Source organism: Histophilus somni 2336 (genome assembly GCF_000019405.1).
In the GTDB taxonomy this organism is placed as follows: domain Bacteria; phylum Pseudomonadota; class Gammaproteobacteria; order Enterobacterales; family Pasteurellaceae; genus Histophilus; species Histophilus somni.
Genome location: NC_010519.1, coordinates 1,068,652 through 1,094,559, shown reverse-complemented (window position 1 = coordinate 1,094,559; position 25,908 = coordinate 1,068,652). Strand labels below are relative to the sequence as shown.

The following is a 25,908-nucleotide window of genomic DNA, read 5'->3' as shown; positions in this document are numbered from 1 at the left end:
TAGGAATGTAATATATGGTTAATGCCTTTCTTATTGTGGGTATTTGTTGCTTCTTTCTTTATGCCTTTTACGATCAATTTCTGATGGACTATCTTAAAGGAACAACGAAATTGAAAGTGCGGTTGAAAAAGCGAGCAAAAATAGATGCACTTATTTTTATTGTACTCATTGCCATCATTCTCTATCAAAATTCAGGACAAATTAACGCAATAACCCTCTATTTCTTAGCGATAAGCATTCTTCTCAGTCTATATATAGCCTTTATTCGCTTTCCTGTTTTATTACTGAAAGAACAGGGTTTTTTCTTTGAAAATATTTATATTGATTATGCTAAAATTCGGCAAATTAATCTGCTTGAAAATAACACTCTGATTATTGAGTTAAAAAATAAAAAACATCTCATGATTTCACCAGAAAACCTACAAGATATAGAAAAAATAGTTCATTTTTTCGGCGGTTATAAGTCATTATCAAATAAAAGGACAGCAAAATGAATACCATTTATCAGCTACAAGGTCGTCTACAACACTATGTTTGGGGTGGACAAAATTACCTTCCCGAGTTGTTAAACATAGAAAAACAACACAACCAATATTATGCAGAATGGTGGCTTGGTGCTCATTCCTCATCCCCTTCTCTATTAAATATGTCGGAAAAATCAGTACTGTTAACAGATTTCTTACTACAAAACCCACAAGTTTTAGGGAAAGCAACCCTAACGAATTTTGGACATGAATTGCCTTATTTGCTGAAAATTTTAGATGTTGCAAAGCCGCTTTCAATTCAACTTCACCCAACAAAAAAACAAGCGGAAATAGGTTTTGCACAAGAGAATCTTGCAGCCATAGATTTAAAAGATCCGAAAAGAACTTATAAAGATCGAAACCATAAACCTGAAATGATGATTGCCTTATCTGATTTCTGGCTTTTGCATGGCTTTAAACAAAAAACAAAAATTCTTGAAACCTTCAAAGCTCGTCCATCTTTAACCGCACTTGCCCAACAGCTGGAAAATCAAGACTTACACAGTTTTTATGCAACAATTATGCAAGCTGATCAAACTCAACTTTCTGCGTGGCTATCCCCTATTATTACTGAAAATCAGGTTGCTTATAGACAGGGAAAACTGAAATTAAATAATCCCGACTATTGGGTTTTATATACAATCGAAGCAATGAAAATACCGACTGACAAACTGGATGCGGGGTTAATTTGCTTCTATTTATTTAATATTGTTCATCTCAATACAGGCGAGGGAATTTATCAAGATGCAGGTATCCCACATGCTTATTTACGAGGTCAGAATATTGAGTTAATGGCATGTTCGGACAATGTCATTCGTGGCGGATTAACACCGAAACACATAAATATTGAGGAACTGCTAAAAATTGTCGATTGTAGTGAGGTTACGCCTAACATTATTCTTACCGCACCACAAGATCAAGATATCTTTACTTACACTACGCCCGCTAAAGATTTTGCCATGACAAACGTACGTTATAGCATGCAACAAAAACACACCCTAACCTCAAGTAACGCAGAGATTTTACTCGTCATGCAAGGTGCATTAAAAATAACCGCAAATCACACCGCACTTGAATTAAAACAGGGAGAGAGTGCTTTTATTTGTGCCGAGGTTAATTATCAAATTGAAGGTCTAAAAGAGGGTTATGCAGTCATTGCAAAATTACCTTAAAAATAAAGGCGAATATTTTGGAGTCAAATCATTTATTTCGCCTACTCTTTTTCTCCAATTTTATTTAGCCTGTTCTATTCTGTTTGATAACCAACATCTTCCAGCGTTGGGTTTTCCGCACCTTGTTTAGCAAGCTGATCACAAATTTCATTTTCTCGATGTCCATTATGTCCTTTGACCCAACGCCATTCTATTTGATGTTTTTGAATAGCTTGATCCAATGAACACCACAAATCTTGATTTTTCACCGCATTACCTGAACTGGTTTTCCAATTATTTTTTTTCCAATTGAAAATCCACTTTGTAATCCCATTTTTCATATACTGACTATCACTATACAAAATCACTGAACAGGGTTCTTTTAGGCTATTTAGAGCAACAATCACCGCTCTTAACTCCATACGATTATTCGTAGTTTGAAAAAAGCCTTGATACAGTTTTTTTTCATGTTGCTTATAACGCAACAAAATCCCAATTCCACCAGCCCCAGGATTTCCCAAACAAGATCCATCGGTAAAAATTTCAATTTTTTTTAACATAATTTTCTACTAATTTTTCTCAAATGGGGTGATAATACCGCAAATTCATTTCAAGCAACAGCAAAATAGTATGACATTAGAAATCACACAAAACCGCCAAATTATCCTAGATACGGAAACGACCGGAATGAACGAATTCGGTGCACATTATGAGGGGCATTGTATTATTGAAATCGGTGCAGTTGAAATGATCAATCGTCGCTACACAGGAAGAAAACTCCATCTTTACATAAAACCGGATCGTCTCGTTGATCCTGAAGCAATTAAAGTACATGGTATTACTGATGAAATGCTGGCAGATAAACCGGATTTTTCAGCTATTGCACAGGAATTTATTGATTTTATCAAAGGGGCTGAGCTCATTATTCACAATGCACCTTTCGATATCGGTTTTATGGATTATGAGTTTAAAAAACACAATTTCAATATCAATACAGCGGATATTTGCTTAATTACCGACACGTTACAAATGGCTCGTCAAATGTATCCAGGAAAGCGTAATAGTTTAGATGCACTTTGTGACAGATTAAATATTGATAACAGTAAACGAACATTGCACGGGGCATTACTTGATGCTGAAATTTTAGGTGATGTTTATTTAGCCATGACAGGTGGACAAACCAGTTTATTTGGTGATGAAGAACATACGCCGATTATAACGCTGGAAGAAAATATTCATCAACATACTACCAATACTCATAATTTCAAATTACTTTTACCCACAGAAGAAGAAAAACTGGCTCACCAAGATTATCTAAAATTGCTAAACCAAAAAAGCAAAGAAAATTGCTTATGGTTTAAGCGAAATACAAAAGAAACGATGCATTAATGTTTGCTTAATCAACACTTAGCAAAAATAAGTGCATAATAAATAAAAATAACTTGACGAAAAATCTATTCACTATTATTATGCACTCCACTTTTGCGGAGTGGTAGTTCAGCCGGTTAGAATACCTGCCTGTCACGCAGGGGGTCGCGGGTTCGAGTCCCGTCCATTCCGCCAAATTTCCCCTTATTATTTCTTTTATTGCGGAGCGGTAGTTCAGCTGGTTAGAATACCTGCCTGTCACGCAGGGGGTCGCGGGTTCGAGTCCCGTCCGTTCCGCCAATTATCATTTCATTTTTTCTTTCTTCTTTCTACTGCATTCCATAACACAAAAACAAATGAATATTTTTTCGTGTTCGACAAATGTTTTTCCGTTTCAATTTTGTTAAAAAAGTAAACATTTTGTAAAAAAATATATTGACAGTACCCCCCCCCCGCTTAAAATTTCGCCCGCTTTGGTAGGTCCCCCTACCTCTTTTTAAGGCGTGTCATAAATTATCGCCTCTTAGTGCGGTTGTTTTTTTATGATTTTTCTATGTTAACTCTTTTTTTAAGGATTTCTTTTAAGTGAAAATTTTTTATTTATCTTTAACTGCAGTAGTTGTTTTAACTGCTCATTCGGCTATGGCTCAAGCTCAACAATCAAATAGTGGTAATAATCATATTAAGATTGAAAACAGTGGGGTTTATATTGGTGAAAATACTGACTATCCTAAAAATGGTTCTCTTAAGGGTGAAAGCAAAGCCGTTGCCATTGGAAAAAGCTCAAAAGTCGGCGAGTCCGCGGTTGCTGTAGGTTATAAGGCAGATGCAGGAAAAGAAGGGGCTACTGCGGTTGGTAAGACAGCAAAGGCACAATCTTATGCCGTAGCAATGGGTTTTCAGGCAAATGCAGGTGTACAGGCGATTTCTATGGGTAACAAATCCAAGGCACAAGGAAATTTTGCGGTAGCATTAGGTAATGAAGCTAACGCAAAAGGAGAATCATCTTTTGCTATCGGTAGAAATAGTTATGCTAATAGTTGGGCTAATGCATTTGGGGCAGCTGCTAAAGCCACAGGTCAAATTTCTACCGCACTTGGTTGGAGTGCACAAGCAAGTGGTGAACGTGCTCAAGCTATTGGTCCTGAAGCAAAAGCATCCGGTAAGCGTGCATTGAGCTTTGGTAGTGGTACAAATACAACTGCTGAGAATGGTGTATCGATAGGATCTCAAACTAACAATTATGCTATGGGAGCTGTTTCCATGGGGCATAATAACATCATACAAGCAAGTTCTAAAAACGCCGTTGTTATAGGTAATAATATTCATAATACCGCTAATAACTCCGTCTTCCTCGGTGATTCTTCTGCTTATGTAGAAAAAGGCGAAACAACGGGCGGTATCGGTAAAGTCAACGGCAATTACGCCGGCGTTGATGCAAAAGGCGTCGTTTCCGTGGGCAGCAAAGGCAATGAACGCCGTATTCAAAATGTTGCCGCCGGTTTGCTTTCTCATCGCTCAACTGACGCAGTAAACGGTAGTCAATTACACGCAACTAACCAACGTGTTGAAGAGGTCAATAAAGACGCTAAAGCCGGTATCGCCGCCGCGATGGCTTTTAAAGATGTGCCTTTCGTCCCGGGTAAATGGTCTTATGCCGCCGGTGCCGCTCGTTATAGCAGCGAAAGTGCGGTCTCTTTAAACCTCGGTAGAACTTCCGCAAACGGAAAATATGCCATATCCGGCGGCATTTCTTCTGATAGTAGAGGCCGAGTTGGTTTCCGTGTCGGCGTCAGCGGCGTGTTTAACTAATTTATTATATAAAACTAAACCAGCGATAGCAGTGTTGTTATCGCCGGTTTTTTGTAGATACTTTCGAGAGCTGACTAAGCTTACCCACCTAACATTTTATATACAATTAAATTGCCCAACCGCCAATATAAAAAGCAACCAAAACAATGGCAATGATGACTGTACCTACATTAAGTTTTTTCCAATCACCACAAACTAAACGACCGATAACTAAAGTTGCAAAACCTAGCATAATTCCGGTTACAATATTTGCAGTTAGTACAATAAATACGCCACAAACCAGTCCGCTCATGGCACCAACAAAATCGCTAAAATCAAGTTTGCTGACATTGCTTAACATTAATAATCCTACGTACATTAACGCAGGTGCAGTTGCATAGTTTGGCACCAAACTTGCTAATGGCTGGAAAAATAGCATTAATAAAAACAGTATACCGACAACAATCGCTGTCATACCTGTTTTACCCCCAGCAGCAGTTCCGGCGGCAGATTCAATATATACAGCGGCAGGTGCGGTACCAAGTGCCCCAGATAATAAGCTACTTACGGAATCCGCTGTTAATGCTTTACCGCCATTGATAATTTGACCATCTTTGTCTAATAAATTTGCTTGACCTGCAACTGCACGAATTGTCCCTGTTGCATCAAATACTGCGGTCATTACTAAGGCAAAAACAATAGGTAAAATTGCCGGTTGTAATGCTCCCATAATATCCAATTCTAAAAATAAGGATTGTTCACCAAAAGTCGGTAATCTGAAAATTTCGCCTTTAAACTGTACATTTTGATCCCAAATAAGCCCTGCGATCGTAATTGCGATCATAACCCATAAGATCCCACCTTTGACTTGCATTTTTTCCAAGCCAATAATTACAGCAAGTCCAACCAAAGACATCAGCACAGAGAAAGACGTAAAATCACCAAACTTAACTAATAAGCCATTTTGATTGGCTACAATAATACCCACATTCGTTGTAGCGATAAGTAGCAAAAATAAACCGATACCAATACCTGCACCATGTGCAATACTCGACGGAAGATTACGTAAAATCCAAGAGCGAATACCTGTTGCAGAAATTAAAGTAAAGACTATCCCCATAAGAAATACCGCACCTAATGCGACAGGAATACTCACACCTTGTCCCAACACTAAGCTAAATGCAGTAAAGGCGGTTAATGAAATAGCACAACCAATCGCCATCGGTGCATTTGCCCATAAGCCAATTAAAATTGAACCTAATCCTGCTACCAAACAAGTTGCTATAAACACACTTTCTGCCGGAAATCCCGCTGCACTCAGCATATTCGGTACAACAATTACTGAATAAACCATAGCCAAGAAGGTTGTTAATCCGGCAATAATTTCTTGACGTACGTTAGAACCACGTTTCGTCAACTCAAAAGTTTTTTCTAAAGACATAGCGTCCCCTATAGGCAAATTAAAATGAATAAAAAAAGTTCGCGTATTTTACCTGAAACTTTCAAATAGTAAACGTTTGCGTAAAAGATTTTATCTACTTGTTATGTGAATAAAAAAATCCTATCATGAACGTGAAAAAATCATCTATACTGTTGAAAAAATTTATACATACGGAAAAATTATGGAAAAATCTCACTCAATGCTACAACAAATCTTTAGTCGTAATATGCTTATTTGTGTGTTTACAGGCTTTAGCTCAGGATTACCTTTTTATATTATCATTTCCTTATTGCCACTTTGGCTACGTAAAGAACACGTAGATTTGGAAACCTTAGGTTATTTTACAGCTACAACGCTTCCTTTTACTTGGAAATTTCTATGGTCTCCTTTGCTTGACCGATTTATACCGCCCTTTTTAGGACGGCGTCGAGGTTGGTTACTCATTTCGCAAGTTTTACTGCTCATTTCACTCGCTTTCTTCGGTTTTTTACAACCAAGCTCCTCCTTTAATTTACAACTGATTGCAGGTATTGCAGTGCTGGTGTCTTTCTTTTCGGCAAGTCAGGATATTGTACTTGATGCTTATCGCCGAGAAATTCTCTCTGATCGTGAATTGGGCTTGGGTAATTCTATTCATGTAAATGCCTATCGTATTGCAGGGCTTGTTCCCGGCTCACTTTCTTTAATTCTGGCAGACTATTTACCTTGGAAAACGGTCTTTTTAATTACCGCACTCTTCATGCTTCCTGGTATTTTTATGACCTTATTTTTAAGTAAAGAACCTCAAATTCAGCTAAAAAATGACCGCACTTTAAAAGAAAATGTGATCGAACCGTTCAAAGAATTTTTTACACGCAAAGGCACGTCTTCCGCACTTGGTATTCTCGCTTTTATTTTTCTCTATAAAATTGGCGATAGTATGGCAACAGCCCTCATTTCGCCGTTTTATCTCGATATGGGTTATAACATGACCCAAATTGGCATAGTGGTCAAAAATTCTTCCTTGTGGCCGATGCTCATCGCCAGTATTATTGGTGGTGTCATCATGCTGAAAATCGGAATTAATCGTGCATTATGGCTTTTTGGTGTTGTACAAATTGTAACAATTTTAGGCTTTGCATGGTTGGCAAAATTAGGTCCATTTCAGGAAATAGATAACTTTGCTCTGATTTCTCTCAGTTTAGTCGTTGCCGCTGAATATATTGGTATTGGCTTAGGTACGTCTGCCTTTGTCGCCTTTATGGCACGAGAAACCAATCCGCTTTATACCGCCACTCAACTGGCTTTATTTACCAGCTTTGCCGCCTTACCTCGAGTTACCTTCAATACACAAGCAGGCGTTTTAATCAACTACTTGGGATACTATGACTATTTCTGGTTTTGTTTCTGGTTAGCCATTCCCGGTATGCTTTGCCTATTCTGGGTTGCTCCTTGGAATTCAAAAGAAGATACACAACAATCAAGATGAAAGGTGACACTTTTTTTGTTAAAATTCTCCAAATTTTTACTGATCACATGGCATTATGACAAATTATTCAGCACAAGAAATAACCGTTTTAAAAGATCTTGAACCCGTTCAACTTCGCCCCGGTATGTACACGGATACGTCTCGCCCTAATCATTTAGGGCAAGAAGTTATTGATAATAGTGTTGATGAAGCACTTGCAGGGCACGCAACCAAAATTGAAGTTATTTTGTATAAAGACCAATCTCTAGAGGTGATTGATAATGGGCGTGGAATGCCTGTCGATATTCACCCAACAGAAAAAGTATCCGGTGTTGAAGTTATTTTAACTAAACTTCACGCTGGCGGAAAATTTTCCAATAAGCACTATGAATTTGCAGGTGGTTTGCATGGTGTGGGTATTTCTGTAGTAAATGCCTTATCTGAGCGTGTAGATATTCAGGTAAAACGTAACGGTGAAATCTATAAAATTGCCTTCGAAAACGGTGTTAAGGTAGAAGAATTAGAGATTATCGGCACTTGCGGAAAGCGTACAACCGGGACCTCCGTTCACTTCAAACCTAATCCGAAATATTTTGATAGTGCTAATTTTTCAGTCAGTCGCCTACGTCATTTATTGCGTGCTAAAGCAGTTTTATGTTCAGGATTAGAAATTAAATTTATCGATAAAATCAATAACACTGAGGATACTTGGTTATACCAAGACGGTTTATCTGATTATTTAATGGAAAATGTTAATGGCTATAATCTCTTACCACAAAACCCTTTTGTCGGTAATTTTAGTACGAATAAAGAAGCGGCAAGTTGGGCATTATTATGGTTACCTGAGGGAGGCGAATTACTTAACGAAAGTTATGTCAACCTTATTCCAACCATTCAGGGAGGTACTCATGTCAATGGCTTACGTCAAGGCTTGCTTGATGCTATGCGTGAATTTTGTGAGTTTCGTAACCTATTACCCAAAAATGTCAAATTAACCGCTGACGATATTTGGGATCGCTGTGCTTATGTGTTATCAGTAAAAATGCACGATGCACAATTTGCAGGTCAAACTAAAGAACGACTTTCCTCTCGTCAAAGTGCGGTCTTTGTTGGCGGCGTTGTAAAAGATAGTTTCAGTTTATGGCTAAATCAAAATATTCAAGATGCCGAAGAACTTGCAAAAATGGTGATAAGTTCAGCGGAAAGACGTTTACGTGCAGCAAAAAAAGTTGTGCGTAAAAAATTAGTCAGTGGTCCTGCTTTACCCGGAAAATTAGCGGATTGTAGTGAACAAGATTTAAGTAAAACGGAGCTTTTTTTAGTAGAAGGAGATTCTGCCGGTGGCTCAGCCAAACAAGCTCGCAACCGTGAACATCAAGCAATTCTCCCATTACGGGGAAAAATTTTAAACACATGGGAAGTTTCACCAGATCAAGTGTTACGCTCACAAGAAGTTCATGATATTGCTATTGCACTGGGAATTGATCCTGACAACGAAGATTTATCTCAATTACGCTATGGTAAAGTTTGTATATTAGCCGATGCCGACTCTGACGGATTACATATTGCCACATTACTTTGTGCTTTATTTTTACGTCATTTTCCAAAATTAGTTCAACATGGCCATGTTTATGTCGCAATGCCTCCACTTTATCGTATAGATTTAGGTAATGAAGTTTTTTATGCTCTTGATGAAAATGAAAAAGAGAGCATTTTAGCACGCTTAAAAAATAAGAGAGGCAAACTCAATGTTCAGCGTTTCAAAGGGCTAGGTGAAATGAATCCTAATCAGCTACGTGAAACTACAATGGATCCAAACACTCGCCGTTTGGTGCAATTAACCTACGAACCCCACGAAGAAGATGTATCTACGTTAGAATTGATGGATATGTTATTAGCTAAAAAACGTTCCGAAGATCGGAAAATTTGGTTGCAAAATAACGGTGATCAAGTGGATTTTGCTGTGTGAATTATTTGGTTAAGTACTCTCTAAAAATAGAAAATTTATTTTATATTTATATGACAAATCTCGTGGATAAAACAAACCTAAATTTTGAATTACCCTTATTTGATGAGTGTGATTGGCGTTTTAAAACATTTAAAAATCCTAATGCAAAAATACGCTTAGCCACGACGTTTAGTGGTATTGGTGCAATAGAACAAGCTTTCAAACGTTTAGAACTAAATCACTGTATTGTTTTTGCTGGCGATATTGATCCCCACGTTAAAAAAAGTTATTTAGCCAATTACGATTTATCTGAAGAACATTGGCATTCTGATATTACCACTTTTGATGCGATACCTTACCGTGATCAAGTAGATATTTTAGTGGGTGGAAGCCCTTGTCAGGCTTTCTCTATGGTGGGAAAACGACATGGATTGGAAGATACTCGAGGTACGCTTTTTTATGATTTTGCGAGAGTGGTAAATGAGACTCAACCAAAAGTCTTTATTTATGAAAACGTAAAAGGGTTATTAAATCACGATGGTGGAAATACTTGGCAAGTAGTAAAAGATGTTTTTCATAGCTTAGGCTACGATTTATATTTTCAAGTAATGAACAGCAAAAATTATGGTATTCCGCAACATCGTGAACGTATTTTTGTTGTAGGATTTAAAACCTCGCCAAAAGGCGGATTCCAATTTCCAACTAAGATTCCTTTAGAGCGTACGATGCAAGATTTTCTAGAGGATTACACTGATAGCAAATATTTTCTTAAAGAAAAAGGCATTAAATTTGTAACCAGTTCTAAAAATCGGCAAAAACGCTATACGCAAATTAATGGCGATATAATGTTATGTCAAAAAGCCAACCAACAATTTAATTGGCATGGTGATTTTGTTTTTGTGCCCAAAATAAATAAAAGCAGTTTTGATGAGTTTATTTTTAACATTAATGATGTCGAAGAAAAATATTATTTATCCAGCAAAATTCGTGATTATGTTTTAGCAGGTGGAACAAAGAATTTCAAAACGAGTACACAAACTGATTTATCAGTAGCTCGTCCTTTATTACAAACAATGCACAAAATGCACCGTGCCGGCGTCGATAATTATGTTACTCATAATCAAGGAAGAATAAGAAAGCTCACGCCAAGAGAGTGTTTACGTTTAATGGGATTTAGAGATGATTTCCAAATTGTCGTCAGCGACACTCAAACATACAGACAAGCAGGAAATAGTATTGTCGTTGATGTGTTAATCGCATTGCTAAAACAAATGGATATTACACAATACGGAGAATAGGAATATGCAAAAATTTCAAAAAATCCATGTTAATGGCGAAAATTACATTATCATTGATGCTATTCAAAATTTACGTGCGGAAGATAGTTTTATTCATCGTAAAAACAAATTATCCATTTTTACAGGGAATGGTGAAGCACGAAAATATGTCGGTAGTTATGTTGGCAATAGCGGTGCTAGATTAAGTGATTTTTTTGAGTATCATGAATGGGGGGCAGCTAAACAAGTTAACAATAAGAGAGCAGAATATCCAACTATTCAAGAAAATTGTTTTTTTAGTAAAAGCAACCTATTGAAATATCTCTATGATGCTAGAGTTGAATTTCACAAACAAGAACAACATTATCACACAGATATTTCCGAATATTATAATGATTACTTAAATTCTATTATTGATTTAAAAAATGAGATAAATGAATTTTCAATTTATGATGTGTCTGATTTAGTCACTGGTAATCCTACACGTCGTAGAGGTTATATTCGTTCAGATGCCGATATTTGGAATATATGGCGAGCATTAATTCTTCCTAAAATTAGCTATTTATCTATTTTGAAACTGCTTCTAGAGAAAATTCAAGGAAAAGAGCAAAAACCTTTGTTTTATTTCAGAGTATTTTTAGATTATCAATTTAGATCCATTGTTCATCCAAAACTTACTGAATCATCATCGCAAATGACAGAAAAATTAATTGATGAAAAGAAAGGTGCAGTTAAACGGACAGGGCGAAAAGGACAGTCAGAATATCGCAGAAAAGTGTTAGATTATATGCCACAATGCCCATTTACTTTAATTAAAGATGATGTGTTATTAAAAGCAAGCCATATCAAACCTTACAGTGTTTGTATCTCGGAAGGAAAAGAAAATGAGGCATTGGATCATTTGAATGGTTTATCTCTTACTCCAACATACGATTGGTTATTTGATCAGGGATATATCACATTTACGGATAATGGCGAGCTAATCTGCGGTACACAACTAAGCATTTATACTTGGGAGAAATTGCATATCAACCCAAATGCGAAAAATAAAATGCGAATTTATCCTGAAGGAAGAGAAAAATACCTTGATTATCATCGTAAATTTGTCTTTCAGGATAATATTGACGATATGATTTTAAAATCATAGTTTAAATACATTTTTATTTTCATTAAGTAAACGAAAAACAACCATATGAACACAATCAACTACGAAGGCATTGAACAAATGCCACTCCGCCAGTTTACGGAAAAAGCCTATTTAAATTACTCCATGTATGTCATCATGGATCGAGCCTTACCTTTTATTGGTGATGGGCTAAAACCTGTTCAACGCCGTATTATTTATGCAATGTCTGAGTTGGGACTCAATGCGAGTGCAAAATATAAAAAATCTGCACGTACTGTTGGTGATGTGTTGGGTAAATTTCACCCGCATGGCGATAGTGCTTGTTATGAAGCAATGGTACTGATGGCACAACCTTTTTCTTATCGCTATCCTCTCGTGGACGGTCAAGGTAACTGGGGAGCACCGGATGATCCCAAATCTTTCGCTGCCATGCGTTATACCGAATCTCGCTTGTCAAAAATTTCGGAAATTTTATTATCCGAGTTAGGACAAGGCACAGTCAATTATCAAGCCAACTTTGATGGCACATTGGAAGAACCACAATATTTACCTGCACGCTTACCTCATATTTTACTCAACGGCACAACTGGAATCGCTGTAGGTATGGCAACGGATATTCCACCGCACAATCTTAATGAAGTTGCCGATGCCACAATTATGCTATTAGATAATCCTAATGCAGATTTAGATCAATTGATGACCGCACTACAAGGTCCTGATTTTCCAACTGAAGCGGAAATTATTTCACCGAAAGAAGAAATTCGTAAAATTTACGAACAGGGACGTGGCTCAATTAAAATGCGAGCCGTCTGGAAAAAAGAAAATGGTGAAATAATTATTACCGCACTTCCTCATCAATCTTCTCCGTCAAAAATTGTGGCACAAATTGCCGAGCAGATGCAGAATAAAAAACTGCCAATGGTAGAAGATATTCGTGATGAAGCGGATCATGAAAATCCAATTAGATTGGTCATCGTTCCTCGTTCAAATCGAGTGGATACAGATGCACTTATGGCTCATTTATTTGCCACAACTGATTTAGAAAAAAGTTATCGTGTTAATATGAACATGATTGGCTTGGACAATAAACCCGCGGTAAAAAATCTTGTTCAAATTCTAACGGAATGGCTAACCTTCCGTCGTCAAACGGTGACTCGTCGCTTACAATACCGTTTAGATAAAGTGTTAGCTCGTTTACATATTTTAGACGGCCTACTCATCGCTTTTTTAAATATTGATGAGATTATTGAAATTATCCGTAATGAGGATAAGCCTAAAGAAATATTGATCGCACGCTTTAATTTAACAGATGAACAAGCAGAAGCGATTTTAAATTTACGCTTACGCCATTTAGCCAAATTAGAAGAACAAGAATTGCAAGCTGAAAAAAATAATTTAGCAAAAGAACGGAACAGTTTAGAGCAAATATTAAACTCTGAAATTCGCTTAAATAATTTAATTAAAAAAGAAATTCAGCAAGATGCGAAAACTTTCGCAAGCCCTCGCCTATCGCCTTTAGTAGAACGTGCTGAGGCAAAAGCAATTTCTGAAACAGATATGACACCGAGCGAACCGATTACAATTATCTTATCGGAAATGGGTTGGGTACGTTGTGCAAAGGGACATGATATTAATGCACGAGCTTTGAGCTACAAGACCGGTGATAACTATTTGACCCATGCCTGCGGTAAAAGCAATCAGCCGGTGGTCTTTATTGATAGCACAGGACGTAGCTACACTTTAGATCCGCTTTCCTTACCTTCTGCCCGATCACAGGGAGAACCGCTTACAGGAAAATTGACCTTACCTAGCGGTGCTACTATTGAACATTTACTGATAGAAAACGAAAATCAATCTTTGCTTATGGCATCTGATGCAGGATATGGATTTATTTGTAAATTTGAAGATTTGGTATCTCGCAATAAGGCAGGAAAAGCGGTTATTTCCCTACCGGAAAATGCCAACGTACTACCTCCATTAGTTTTGCAAAATTCTACCGCACTTTTGGTCGCTTTAACTTCCATGAATAGAATGCTGGTTTTTCCTGTTGCCGACTTACCTGAATTATCCAAAGGTAAAGGCAACAAAATCATTCATATTCCCGCTGCAAATGCTAAAGAGCGGTCAGAATTATTGGTCAAATTATTCTTGATCAGCGAAAAAACCAGTCTTGTCTTTCATGCTGGAAAACGAAAAGTCACCTTAAAACCGGAGGATATACGAAAATTTCGTGCTGAGCGAGGACGCAAAGGATCGCCTCTGCCGAGAGGATTACATAACGGTGTGACTATTGAACTTATTGATAGTTAGGAATAATTTCTGATATTGATAGAAATAGGCTTTTTTCGTTGTAACAATGCTAAAATTTTTGCCCCAAATGAGTTACAATGTGGTTGTTCTTTTATTAACAAGACAAAAAGGAAAATAAATATGTACGTTGTTATTTTTGGTCGTTCAGGTTGCCCGTATTGTGTTCGTGCAAAAAACTTAGCGGAAAAATTAAAAAATACCCTTGAAGACTTCGATTATCGTTATATTGATATTGTTGCTGAAGGTATTAGTAAAGCGGATCTATCATTGTCTGTCGGTAAACCGGTAGAAACTGTGCCGCAAATTTTCATTGATGAAAAACCTATTGGCGGTTGCACAGATTTCGAAGCATTGATGAAAGCACAATTTAATGTTGTCGCTTAAGAGTAAAAATTGGTCATTTTAATCTGCACTCTAACAGTTTAACAGACTTATTAAAGTGCAGATTTTATGTATATAATCTTTGCTTTTTGAAACTAATAAATTATTTCTACCGCACTTTCTCTTTCACTTTATTGGCACTAAATAAAGTCGTCTTTAATGTTCCCAATAATTCTGTTTGGATATGACTTAAACGCAATTTCTCCTCTGGAGCAACGGCTATAGGGCGACAAAATTCCATCGCTTTAATACCTAAGCGTGCAGTAAGTATGCCCACGCCAATCCCTTGAGCAACTCGTGCGGATAATTTTGCTGTTATATCTTGAGATAACCATTCTAAACCGAGATCTTGAATGACTTCTGCCGCACCGGCAAATGCCATATTAACAAAAACCATGCGTAACAAACGGAGACGACTAACATAGCCCAACTCAATACCATAAAGTTTTGCTAATTGATTAATCAAACGAATATTACGCCAAGCGATAAAGAACATATCCACAATAGCTAAAGGGCTAACTGCCACAATCAATGCACTTTCAACGGCATTTTTGCTAATAAGTTTCTTCGCTACCCGATCAAAAGGTATTAGTACATTTTGACTAAATAAACGCAGAATTTCTTGTTCAGTGTAAGCTTCATGAACTTGTTCTTGCCAAGCAATGAGTTGTGGCGATTTATCATCAATTCCCATAAGCGAGGCAATTTTTAAACACAACTCTTTGCCCTCAGAAGAAACCTCAGTTAAATTAACCGCACTTTTTGAGCGAATTTCTCGGCTTTTTTCTTGTAATATCAAACGCTTTTTTAGTTGAACTAAACGTCGCCATTCTTTTATTATTGTTCCAAGCCCTAACAAAACCAAAAATAAACTGACCATAGCAAAAACAAAAGCAATCCATTGATTATCCCGCCAACTATCAACCAACCATTGCACCGATTGAGCCAAAATGCCACAGCTAAACAAACAGATCGTAGCCATGAGCAATTTTTGCCACATTGTCACTTTTGGTCTAACCATATGCTGAAAAGGAATATCTGTATTTTGCCGATCCATTGTTGTTTCAAATTGAGAGCAGTCCATTTCTATATCTAATTCGTCTTGCTCAAATTCTTGTTTAGGCTCAAAATTTTCTGTGATTTTTTGCTCAACATCTTCTTGTTGAAAAACCTTTTTTGGCATATTTATATCCTAATCTAACTTGTCTGCTAATAAAAATTGTAAGACAGCATCCATACGTAAATGGGCGATTGGCTCACCATTTTCCACTGTAAGAGGTTCGAATTGATCAAACGCAAAATGATACTTCTGCCAAAAGTCTGCATGAGGCAATTTACTCGGTACACTTCCAGGATATACAACAATTTTTTTCTTATCTATTGATCTAATTCCTTGTAATGCTTTGATCTTTTGTCCATTTTGCGTTACTTGTACTTGTTGAGTAGAACGAATGGCGGAAATTGCAGTATATTCAGTATCTATTCCTTCATATTCTACGTAACGCCCTCCCTCTTGTACTAATTGACGCATTAAACTCACTAAATTCGGAAATTGCTCCAATGTAATGTGATCCGCTTTGGTCGCAATAAACATTAATTTATCAATTTTTGGCGAAAACAAACGATTGAATAAAGTTCGCTTGCCATAATGGAAATTTTTGAATAGTTGCTGTAAAGCATTTTGCATATCCTGAAACGCTTGGCGACCATAATTAAGTGGTGTTAAGCAATCCGCTAAAATCACCTGACGATCAAAAGTAGAAAAATATTCTTGATAAAAACCTTTCACTATTTTTTGTTGATAATGATGATAACGCTTGCTCAACATCGCAAAATAACTATCAGATTTAGACCGCTCTTTTAGTCTTTTCCATTCTTGCTCAGTTAAATGAACCAGAGGAAAAAATTGTAATACCGGAGCGCCTTTTAATTCACCGGGTAGCACAAAGCGTCCCGGTTGTGTTAAATGAAATCCCTGTTTTTTACAAGCAAATAAGAATTCAGTATAGTCTTGGGCAAGTTGTGCCAACATTTCTTCATTTGCCGGCTCACTTAAATCTAAAGTGCGGATCTTATTCAGCCAGTTTTGTGCTAATTCTTGTCGTTGCTCAATAAATAACTCTTGTTGCTGTAAAGACCATTGTTGAAAATCCAAATCCAGTAAGGGTAGATCCAGTAACCATTCACCCGGATAATCAAAAATTTCTACATATAATGTGCCTTTTTCTTTTAAATGTCGCATTAAGCCATCTTTACGTATATAACGAATGGCTAAACGTGTTTCACTGACACTCTCCGTTGATTTAAACCAACTTGCAGGCTCACGCTTCAACGCTTTCATATTTTGTTCATAGTCAAAACGAGGAACACTGAGATCTCGTTGTTCAACACGTTTTACACCAAGAAGACGGTTATTTTGTGCAGGTAAAAATAGCGGAAGATGTTTATTGTCAATGGAATTAATATGTAATAGCTGATTAATAAAACTTGTAATAAAAGCAGTTTTACCGCTACGACTCAGCCCTGTAACAGCAATGCGTAAAGTGCGGTCCATTCCACGATTAATGAGTTCATCAAGTTCTTTATGGATAAAATTAAACATTTTTATTTCTATATTGCGTTAATATGCCTTACAATTCCCATATAATTTATCATAATTAATTAAGTTATGTTGGCAAAAAAGATTTTTATATTATGTACACTCTTCTATGGGCTACTCTTTAGTTTGCCCTCTTTTAGTGCCCCAAAAATACCCAAAATACTCACTGACAACGGTTTGATTTATTGTACCAATGCAAGCAGTTTTTCCTTTAATCCTCAAACTGCAGATGCCGGAACCAGTATGAATATAGTCACGGAGCAAATTTACAATAAATTATTTGAAATTAAAAATCATAGTGCAACTCTTGAACCAGTTTTGGCAAAATCCTATAGTATCTCACCTGATGGGAAAATTATTACAATTAATTTACGCAAAGGCGTTAAATTTCATCATACAGACTGGTTTACACCAAGCCGTGATTTTAATGCGGAAGATGTGGTTTTTTCATTAAATCGCATACTCGGTCAAAATATAGCACTACCGGAATTAGATCAAAACACTCTTCACTATAAAAATCCACAATATAAGGTCTATCACGAACAACGTAAAAAAGTGCATTTTCCTTATTTTGACAGCATTAAATTAAATGAAAAAATTCAGGAAGTGAAAGCAATCAATCCTTACCAAGTTCAAATTATCTTGTTTAAACCCGATGCTTCCGTGCTTTCCCACCTAGCCAGCCAATACGCCATTATTTTTTCTCAAGAATACGCATTGCAACTCAATGCGGACGACAATTTAGTGCAATTAGATAATTTACCTGTCGGCACCGGTCCTTATCAGGTTAAAGATTACTTTCGTAATCAATATGTTCGTCTTGTTCATAACCCTAATTATTGGCAAAAAAATGTAAACTTGGAAAACGTGATCATTGATCTTTCCACCAATCGCTCAGGCAGATTAATTAAATTCTTCAATAATGAATGCCATATCGCCTCTTATCCGGAACTGAGCCAATTAGGGTTATTGCGTCACAATGATGAAAAATATTATATAAAATCAATTGAAGGCATGAATTTATCTTATATCGCATTTAACTTTCAAAAAACACTTATGCAAGATCTGGAGATTCGTCGCCATATTGCTCATGCAATTAACCGCCAACGTATTATTAACCTGATTTATCATAATACAGCAAGTGTTGCGAACAATATTATTCCATCAATATCTTGGGGGGCAGCTGTAAATACAACTGATTTTGCCTATGACTATAATGTCAAAAAAGCAAAGGAATACTTTGCAGGAAAAAATATAAATCTAGATATGTGGGTTATTAATGAAGAACAAGTGTATAACCCTTCGCCAATAAAAATGGCTGAATTAATTAAAGCAGATTTAATTAAGGTTGGGGTGAATGTAAATATACGTAACGTTACCCGCACTTATTTAATGAAACAGCTTCAAGAACAAACTGAGGATTACGATATTATCTTAACTGGCTGGTTAGCAGGAAATCTAGACCCTGATAGTTTTATGCGTCCCATTTTAAGTTGCGGTACACAAAACGAAATAACTAATTTTTCAAATTGGTGCCATGCACCTTTTGAACACGCCTTAGATCAAGCATTAGCCGCATCGAACTTACGTGAACGTGCAAAATATTATAATATCGCACAAGAAATTATTTTATCCGAAATCCCTATTCTTCCTATTGCTAACGTAAAACGTGTTCTGTTAGCGAATGCAAAAGTACAAGGAATTGAATTAACGCCGTTTGGCAATATTAATTTTTCAAAACTGTCATTTAAAAAATAATAGAAATTATAAACAGGTAATAAAACAATGCTATTTTCCTTTTTTCGTCACTGCATTTTAGTCATCAGCACGCTGTTTATTTTATCTCTCATCAGTTACAGCATCCTGCTCAAAGATCCATTAAATCAAGTGCTAGCAACACCGCACTTTTTTTCAGGGTATTTTTTCTATCTACAAAATTTACTACAAGGGGATTTTGGTATTACTTACCACGGCGGAGAATCACTAAAAGAATTGATTTTTGCTGTACTTCCTCCTACATTAGAGCTATGTGTTAGTGCAATGCTGTTAGCATTAATTTTCGGTATTCCTCTTGGATTACTCAGTGCATTATATGCAGATCATTTGTGTGGCAAAGCTATTCGTTCTTTCTATATCACAGGTATTGCTATCCCTGTTTTTTGGTTAGCACCAATCTTGTTGTACTTTTCAGCTATTCAAAATTGGGAAATTTCAGCAATTGGACAGTATAATTTATTGTATGAGATAAAGCCCATTACAGGCTTTCCTATTATTGATGTTTGGTTTACGGATCAGCCTTATCGTATTAAAATGATTCAAAATGTTTTGCAACACCTTGTGTTGCCCACATTAGTTCTCGCAATTCTGCCAACTATGGATATTATTAGAATCGTTCAGCAACGAGCTGATTTTTTATTCACCCAAAGTTATGTCAAAATTGCAGAAACAAGAGGGTGGTCAAAAAGAAAAATTCTACAAATCTACATTTTACGTAACACAATACCTATCATGATCCCGCAAATGAGTCGTTTATTTACTCTTGTTATGGCTCAATGTATGCTGATTGAAAGCACGTTCGGTTGGTTCGGTATAGGTCATTGGTTAATAGATGCAGTTAGACAACAAGATTATAATAGCATTTCAATAGGCATTATTGTTGTTGGATTTTGTATTATTGCAGTGAATTTATTTACTGAATTCTTATCCTTTATTTTGGACCCATTTAATAAGAAGAACTGGTATGCTAGATAAAGAACCTGAAGAATTTCGCGAAACACAAGGATTAAAACATATTTGGAAATTTTTCTACCAAGATAAATTGGCATTAACTGGCTTTTATCTTTTTTTATTACTCATTATTACCGCACTTTTCAGTCAATTTATCGCACCTTATAGTGATACAGCACAGTTTATTGGTTTTGAGTTACTACCTCCCTCTTGGGCTGATAACGGAAAAATTGCCTATTTTTTCGGAACTGATGATATTGGACGAGATATTTTTAGTCGTTTGATTCGAGGTACAACTTACACTTTTGGTGCCGCCCTCATTGTTGTATTATTCACATCTATTTTGGGTGGAATTCTTGGTATTTGGGCAGGATTATCACAAGGGTTAAAAGCAAGAGTCTTAGGACATTTTTTTGATATTTTCTTATCAATCCCTATTTTACTCATCGCTATTATTATCGCTACATTAATGCAACCAAGCTTAATCAATGCAATGCTTGCCATCACGCTTGCATTACTTCCCTATTTTATTCATGAAATTTACCAAGCCGTACAACAAGAACTGAAAAAAGAATACATTTTGATGCTACGACTTGATGGTGCAAGTAATTGGCAACTTGTAAAAGAAACCATTTTACCTAATATTATTATTCGTTATATTCATGAAACCAGCAGAGCATTTATCATTGCCATTATTGATATTAGTGCATTAAGTTTTATTTCGTTGGGTGCACAACGACCAACGCCAGAATGGGGAACAATGATAAAAGATTATATAGAATTAATTTATCTTGCCCCTTGGGCAACAATCTTACCCGGTGTTGCTATTATCATCACCATTGTTATCGTTCTCATTTTGACTAATGGGCTTTGTAAAGCCATAGAAAAATATTATGGATAAGGACAACCGACATGGCTTTACTTGATATTCGTAATCTTTGTATTGAAATAGAAACACCAAAAGGACGAGTCAAAATTATTGATAATGTTAATTTAACCTTAAATGAAGGTGAAATCTGTGGTTTAGTCGGTGAATCAGGTTCCGGAAAAAGCCTGATTGCTAAAGTTATTTGTAATGCAATTAAGGATTCTTGGATTATTACAGCCGATCGTTTTCGTTTTGACGATGTAGAACTACTAAAACTAAATCCCAAAAAAAGACGTAAACTGGTAGGTAAAGAAATCTCCATGATTTACCAAGAGCCTTTAGCATCTTTAGATCCTAGCCGAAAAATTGGACAACAACTTATTCAGAGCATTCCCTCTTGGACATTTAAAGGGCGATGGTGGCAATGGTTCGGTTGGAAAAAACGTCGTGCTATTGAATTATTACATCGTGTAGGTGTGAAAGATCATAAAGATATTATGCAAAGTTACCCACATGAAGTAACTGAAGGTGAAGGGCAAAAAATTATGATTGCCCTTGCAATTGCAAACCAACCTCGATTATTAATCGCTGATGAACCTACAAATTCTCTTGAGTCAATGACAAAAGTACAAATATTTCGTTTACTTGCCAGTATGAATCAAAATCAGGGAACAAGTATTCTGCTGGTAAGTAATGATATAAATAGTATTAGTGCATGGTGTGATAGTTTTTCAGTTCTTTATTGCGGACAAAACGCTGAATCAGGATCTAAAGAAAACATTTTAGAAAATCCTCACCATCCCTATACAAGAGCATTATTACATTCTATTCCTGATTTTAAACAGCCCTTAGTACATAAAAGTCGTTTGAGTACGCTAAAAGGTGCTGTTCCATTATTAGAAGGAATGCCTATCGGTTGCCGTTTAGGTCCACGTTGTCCTTTTGCACAAAAAGAATGTATTCGAAAACCAAGTGCACAACGGATTAAACAACATGAATTTTTCTGCCATTTCCCTATTAATTTAAAAGAAAGTCAACGTAGAGAAAAAGAAATGGAAACTGGCCCATTAGTCGTAAACACAACAAAATAAGAACGGGAAGTAAAAATGAACTTACTGGAAGTTTCAGGTTTATCAAAATTTTTTAATGATAATATTGGTATCTTCAGCACAAGCCAATTTAAAGCTGTAGAAAATATTAGTTTCGTTTTGGCACAAAAAAAAACATTGGCTATTATCGGTAAAAATGGCTCCGGAAAATCAACTGTTGCCAAAATGATCGTTGGTATTATAAAACCCACATCTGGTGAACTTCTATTTAAAGGAAATCCCTTAGAGTACGGAGATTATCAATATCGTTCACAACATATTCGTATGGTCTTTCAAGACCCCTATTCTGCCTTTAATCCTCGTTTAAATGTAGGACAAATTTTAGATGCACCTCTACGCCTGACAACCAACCTAAACGAAAATGAACGTAATCTTAAAATAGCTGAAACATTACGTTTAGTGGGACTTTATCCCGAACATGCCAATGTAAAAATTAATACCATGTCCATCGGTCAAAAACAACGTGTTGCTATTGCGCGTGCACTTATTCTTGGACCGGAAATTATTATTACCGATGATGCTCTCGGCTCACTTGATGCGACAGTCAAAACTCAATTAATAAATTTGATGTTAGACATTCAAGAGAAACTCAGCATCTCTTATATTTATGTAGGTCAACATTTAGGCATCATCAAACACATAGCCGATCATGTATTAGTGATGGACGAAGGACAAATGATCGAATATGGCGATACAAAAACAATCTTTACCCAACCACAAAGCGATATAACCAAACGCCTCGTTGAAAGTCATTTTGGACAAGTACTAGATGAAAATGCGTGGAGCGTTTAAATCACTTACGCAAGTTCATTTCTTCTTTCTACTGCATTCCATAACACAAAAACAAATGAATATTTTTCCGTGTTCGACAAATGTTTTTTACCGTTTCAATTTTGTTAAAAAAGTAAACATTTTGTAAAAAAATATATTGACAGTACCCCCCCCCCGCTTAAAATTTCACCCGCTTTGGTAGGTCCCCCTACCTCTTTTTAAGGCGTGTCATAAATTATCGCCTCTTAGTGCGGTTAGCTTTTTTATGATTTTTCTATGTTAACTCTTTTTTTAAGGATTTCTTTTAAGTGAAAATTTTTTATTTATCTTTAACTGCTGTAGTTGTTTTAACTGCTCATTCGGCTATGGCTCAAGCTCAACAATCAAATAGTAGTAATATTGATGTTAGTAATGGGCATGTTTATATTGGTGAAGGTACTAAGGCAGAAGGAAATTATAAGAATGGTACCAAATCCGTTGCCGTTGGAAAAAATGCCAAAGTAGCTGAGTCCGGTGTCGCTGTAGGCTTTGATGCAAATGCTGCACATGAAGGAGCAACTGCGGTTGGTAAGACAGCAAAGGCACAATCTTATGCCGTAGCAATGGGCTTCCAAGCAAATGCAGGTACGCAGGCAATTTCTATAGGTAAAGATTCTAAAGCAACTGGAAATTTTGCAGTAGCAGTAGGTGATGAAGCAGTAGCAAGCAAATTATCTTCGGCATTTGGTGCAAGAGCTAAAGCAGAGGGTGAATATAGTACTGCATTTGGTTGGGCTGCTAATGCGAAGGGAGAAGCCTCTACCGCACTTGGTTGGCAAGCAACTGCTAGTGGTAAACGATCGCAAGCCATCGGTCCGCAAGCAACAGTCTCAGGCGAAGGTTCACTAAGTTTTGGTAGTGGTGTACATACAACCAAAGATAATTCTTTCTCAATGGGTCGTAATATTAAGAATAACGGCACCAAAACAGTTGCCATAGGTAATAATATTGATGTTACCACTGATAATTCTGTGTTTCTAGGCGATGGTTCCAGATATACCGACCAAAGCGAAACTTCAGGCGGTATCGGTAAAGTTGACGGCAATTATGCCGGTGCTGACGCTAAAGGCGTCGTTTCCGTGGGCAGCAAAGGCAATGAACGCCGTATTCAAAATGTTGCCGCAGGTTTGCTTTCTCATCAATCCACTGATGCAGTCAATGGTAGTCAGCTTCATGCCACTAACCAACGTCTTGAAGAAGTCAACAAAGACGCTAAAGCCGGTATCGCCGCCGCTATGGCTTTCAAAGAAGTCCCTTTCGTCCCGGGAAAATGGTCTTATGCCGCCGGTGCCGCTCATTATAGCAGCGAAAGTGCGGTCTCTTTAAACCTCGGTAGAACTTCCGCAAACGGAAAATATGCCATATCCGGCGGCATTTCTTCTGATAGTAGAGGCCGAGTTGGTTTCCGTGTCGGCATCAGCGGCGTGTTTAACTAATTCATCATATAAAACTAAACCAGCGATAGCAGTGTTGTTATCGCCGGTTTTTTGTATCCAAAATATACCCCTAAAAGTGCGGTATTCTCACCGCACTTTTAGATCAAGAAAAGCCTTATATATCTTTGATTTACAAAGAAAACAATGATAGACCTTTTACTCGTTGATAAAGCTCTGCGAATTTCTCACGTTTAGCTTGATATTCTGCATAGCGAGCAGAATTGGGCTGATAGATTTTTTCCAATGGTAACGGTCGGCAGAAATTCGCAATATCTTGTTCTGGATTTAATGCAATTTGTGCTAATTTAGCCGCACCTAACGCCGGGCCAACATCTCCACCTGTACGATATTCAAATGTTTTACCGCTAATATCAGCAAGTAATTGTCGCCAATAACCACTTTTTGCTCCACCACCAATAAGAGCAATATTATTTGCAGTAACACCTGTTTCATGTAAAACATCAATACTCTCTGCCATAGCAAAACTCACGCCTTCGATGACGGCTTTTGCCATCGTAACTTGATTATCGCTATGGCTTAATCCCCAAAATACACCTTTCGCATAAGGATCATTATGCGGTGTACGTTCGCCTGATAAATAAGGCAGGAAAATGACATTGGACTCGGTTTGGCTTGCTTCAACTCGTTGAAATAAGGTTGGTACATCTTTAAAGCCTAGGGATTTTGCAGCCCAATCAACAGCCGAGGCTGCACTTAACATCACCGACATTAAGTGCCAGCGATCGGGCAGTGCGTGGCAAAAACTATGAACTGCTTTTTGTGGATTGGCACGGAATGTATCACTTACCACAAAGTACACACCCGAAGTACCAAGAGACAACATTGCTTGCTCTGCTTGGTAAAGTCCTATACCAATGGCACCGGCTGCATTATCACCGCCACCTGCCACAACAGGTACGGCATTTATTTTCCATTGTTGTGCAATTTCTTTGCGTAAATAACCCGTGATTTGATTACCTTCAAATAATTTCGGCATATTATTCAAATCAAGTCCACAAGCATTCAAAAGTGCTTCATTCCAACTCCGTTTACCTATGTCCAGCCACATTGTGCCTGAGGCATCAGACATATCAGAAGCGTATTCTCCCGTCATTAAAAATCGTAAATAATCTTTTGGTAACAAAACCTTACTAACTTTTTTGGCAATATCGGGCTGATGTTTTTTAAGCCAACATAATTTAGGTGCAGTAAAGCCTGGCATCATTACATTACCTGTAATTTCACGACTATTTGACACTAATTTTTCCAACTCTTCGCATTCAGCAAAGCTCCGTCCATCGTTCCATAAAATTGCCGGAGAAAGTATATTATCTGCCTTATCCAGTAATGTAGCACCGTGCATTTGCCCAGTTAATCCAATAGCTTTTACATGGCTTAAATTTTGCTTATCAGCTAATTCAAGCATTGCTTCGTGAGTGGCATTCCACCAATCTTGTGGATTTTGTTCAGACCATAAGGGTTGAGGGCGAGAAATAGGAAGAGATTTTTGAGTAATGGCAATAATTTTTTGATTTTCATCAAGTAAAACAACTTTAACCCCAGAAGTACCAAGATCAATTCCAATGTACATAAAT

General features: G+C 37.0%; 21 protein-coding genes and 2 tRNA genes. 18 read left to right on the top strand and 5 right to left on the bottom strand.

Annotation, left to right across the window (positions count from 1 at the left end):
* The first annotated feature begins 14 nt into the window (after positions 1-14).
* Both HSM_RS04965 and manA read left to right on the top strand, forming a co-directional pair.
* On the top strand, positions 15-494 hold the full coding sequence (locus tag HSM_RS04965) for a DUF986 family protein (protein ID WP_012341761.1): 480 nt from the start codon (positions 15-17) through the stop codon (positions 492-494).
* A complete protein-coding gene (gene manA, locus HSM_RS04960) occupies positions 491-1,696 on the top strand; it encodes a mannose-6-phosphate isomerase, class I (RefSeq protein ID WP_012341760.1) in 1,206 nt (401 codons plus the stop codon). The genes HSM_RS04965 and manA overlap by 4 nt, the downstream gene beginning before the upstream one ends.
* A gap of 74 nt (positions 1,697-1,770) precedes the next feature.
* Here manA and rnhA read toward each other — a convergent pair whose 3' ends face one another.
* On the bottom strand, positions 1,771-2,235 hold the full coding sequence (rnhA, locus tag HSM_RS04955; protein ID WP_012341759.1) for a ribonuclease HI: 465 nt from the start codon (positions 2,233-2,235) through the stop codon (positions 1,771-1,773).
* A gap of 70 nt (positions 2,236-2,305) precedes the next feature.
* Here rnhA and dnaQ point away from each other — a divergent pair, with 70 nt between their 5' ends.
* The 4 genes from dnaQ to HSM_RS04935 all read left to right on the top strand — a co-directional run bounded on the left by dnaQ (position 2,306) and on the right by HSM_RS04935 (position 4,855).
* Positions 2,306-3,064 carry a DNA polymerase III subunit epsilon gene (dnaQ, locus tag HSM_RS04950; RefSeq protein WP_011608760.1) on the top strand — a complete coding sequence of 253 codons (759 nt, stop codon included), beginning with the start codon at positions 2,306-2,308 and terminating at the stop codon, positions 3,062-3,064.
* A gap of 97 nt (positions 3,065-3,161) precedes the next feature.
* Positions 3,162-3,238 (top strand) — tRNA-Asp (locus tag HSM_RS04945).
* A 28-nt stretch (positions 3,239-3,266) separates the two neighbouring features.
* Positions 3,267-3,343: transfer RNA gene (locus HSM_RS04940), tRNA-Asp, on the top strand.
* Between the two features lie 285 nt (positions 3,344-3,628).
* A complete protein-coding gene (locus HSM_RS04935) occupies positions 3,629-4,855 on the top strand; it encodes a YadA family autotransporter adhesin (protein WP_012341758.1) in 1,227 nt (408 codons plus the stop codon).
* A gap of 106 nt (positions 4,856-4,961) precedes the next feature.
* On the opposite strand, the gene HSM_RS04930 is transcribed toward HSM_RS04935, so the two are convergent.
* Complete coding sequence (locus tag HSM_RS04930) at positions 4,962-6,275, bottom strand: NCS2 family permease (protein WP_012341757.1); 1,314 nt, start codon at positions 6,273-6,275, stop codon at positions 4,962-4,964.
* A 181-nt stretch (positions 6,276-6,456) separates the two neighbouring features.
* On the opposite strand from HSM_RS04930, the gene HSM_RS04925 reads away from it, so the two are divergent.
* The 6 genes from HSM_RS04925 (at position 6,457) to HSM_RS04900 (ending at position 14,767) form a co-directional block, all read left to right on the top strand.
* The gene (locus HSM_RS04925) at positions 6,457-7,743 is read left to right on the top strand and encodes an AmpG family muropeptide MFS transporter (RefSeq protein ID WP_012341756.1); all 1,287 of its coding nucleotides are present in this window, start codon (positions 6,457-6,459) and stop codon (positions 7,741-7,743) included.
* Positions 7,744-7,795: 52 nt separating this feature from the next.
* The gene (gene parE / locus HSM_RS04920; RefSeq protein WP_041605064.1) at positions 7,796-9,691 is read left to right on the top strand and encodes a DNA topoisomerase IV subunit B; all 1,896 of its coding nucleotides are present in this window, start codon (positions 7,796-7,798) and stop codon (positions 9,689-9,691) included.
* 62 nt (positions 9,692-9,753) lie between these two features.
* Positions 9,754-10,968 (top strand): DNA cytosine methyltransferase, encoded by a 1,215-nt coding sequence (locus HSM_RS04915; protein WP_052292882.1) that lies wholly within the window; start codon positions 9,754-9,756, stop codon positions 10,966-10,968.
* 4 nt (positions 10,969-10,972) lie between these two features.
* Positions 10,973-12,094 carry an HNH endonuclease gene (locus tag HSM_RS04910; protein WP_012341752.1) on the top strand — a complete coding sequence of 374 codons (1,122 nt, stop codon included), beginning with the start codon at positions 10,973-10,975 and terminating at the stop codon, positions 12,092-12,094.
* 45 nt (positions 12,095-12,139) lie between these two features.
* Complete coding sequence (gene parC / locus HSM_RS04905) at positions 12,140-14,383, top strand: DNA topoisomerase IV subunit A (protein ID WP_012341751.1); 2,244 nt, start codon at positions 12,140-12,142, stop codon at positions 14,381-14,383.
* A 120-nt stretch (positions 14,384-14,503) separates the two neighbouring features.
* Positions 14,504-14,767 carry a GrxA family glutaredoxin gene (locus tag HSM_RS04900; RefSeq protein WP_011608754.1) on the top strand — a complete coding sequence of 88 codons (264 nt, stop codon included), beginning with the start codon at positions 14,504-14,506 and terminating at the stop codon, positions 14,765-14,767.
* Positions 14,768-14,873: 106 nt separating this feature from the next.
* Here HSM_RS04900 and HSM_RS04895 read toward each other — a convergent pair whose 3' ends face one another.
* Together HSM_RS04895 and HSM_RS04890 are read right to left on the bottom strand one after the other, a co-directional pair.
* A complete protein-coding gene (locus tag HSM_RS04895) occupies positions 14,874-15,947 on the bottom strand; it encodes a TIGR01620 family protein (RefSeq protein ID WP_012341750.1) in 1,074 nt (357 codons plus the stop codon).
* 9 nt (positions 15,948-15,956) lie between these two features.
* A complete protein-coding gene (locus tag HSM_RS04890) occupies positions 15,957-17,366 on the bottom strand; it encodes a YcjX family GTP-binding protein (protein ID WP_012341749.1) in 1,410 nt (469 codons plus the stop codon).
* 66 nt (positions 17,367-17,432) lie between these two features.
* On the opposite strand from HSM_RS04890, the gene HSM_RS04885 reads away from it, so the two are divergent.
* From HSM_RS04885 to HSM_RS04860, 6 genes are all read left to right on the top strand, one after another.
* Positions 17,433-19,121: an ABC transporter substrate-binding protein gene (locus HSM_RS04885; RefSeq protein ID WP_012341748.1), complete on the top strand. Its 1,689-nt coding sequence runs from the start codon at positions 17,433-17,435 to the stop codon at positions 19,119-19,121.
* A 27-nt stretch (positions 19,122-19,148) separates the two neighbouring features.
* Complete coding sequence (locus tag HSM_RS04880; RefSeq protein ID WP_011608750.1) at positions 19,149-20,114, top strand: ABC transporter permease; 966 nt, start codon at positions 19,149-19,151, stop codon at positions 20,112-20,114.
* Positions 20,104-20,991: an ABC transporter permease subunit gene (locus HSM_RS04875; protein ID WP_012341747.1), complete on the top strand. Its 888-nt coding sequence runs from the start codon at positions 20,104-20,106 to the stop codon at positions 20,989-20,991. Before HSM_RS04880 ends, HSM_RS04875 begins: the two co-directional genes overlap by 11 nt.
* Positions 20,992-21,002: 11 nt before the next feature.
* Positions 21,003-22,049: a peptide ABC transporter ATP-binding protein gene (locus HSM_RS04870; protein WP_012341746.1), complete on the top strand. Its 1,047-nt coding sequence runs from the start codon at positions 21,003-21,005 to the stop codon at positions 22,047-22,049.
* Positions 22,050-22,064: 15 nt separating this feature from the next.
* Complete coding sequence (locus HSM_RS04865) at positions 22,065-22,859, top strand: peptide ABC transporter ATP-binding protein (RefSeq protein WP_012341744.1); 795 nt, start codon at positions 22,065-22,067, stop codon at positions 22,857-22,859.
* A gap of 287 nt (positions 22,860-23,146) precedes the next feature.
* Positions 23,147-24,313: a YadA-like family protein gene (locus tag HSM_RS04860; protein ID WP_012341743.1), complete on the top strand. Its 1,167-nt coding sequence runs from the start codon at positions 23,147-23,149 to the stop codon at positions 24,311-24,313.
* Positions 24,314-24,443: 130 nt separating this feature from the next.
* Here HSM_RS04860 and xylB read toward each other — a convergent pair whose 3' ends face one another.
* A complete protein-coding gene (gene xylB / locus HSM_RS04855; RefSeq protein WP_012341742.1) occupies positions 24,444-25,904 on the bottom strand; it encodes a xylulokinase in 1,461 nt (486 codons plus the stop codon).
* Positions 25,905-25,908 lie beyond the last annotated feature (4 nt).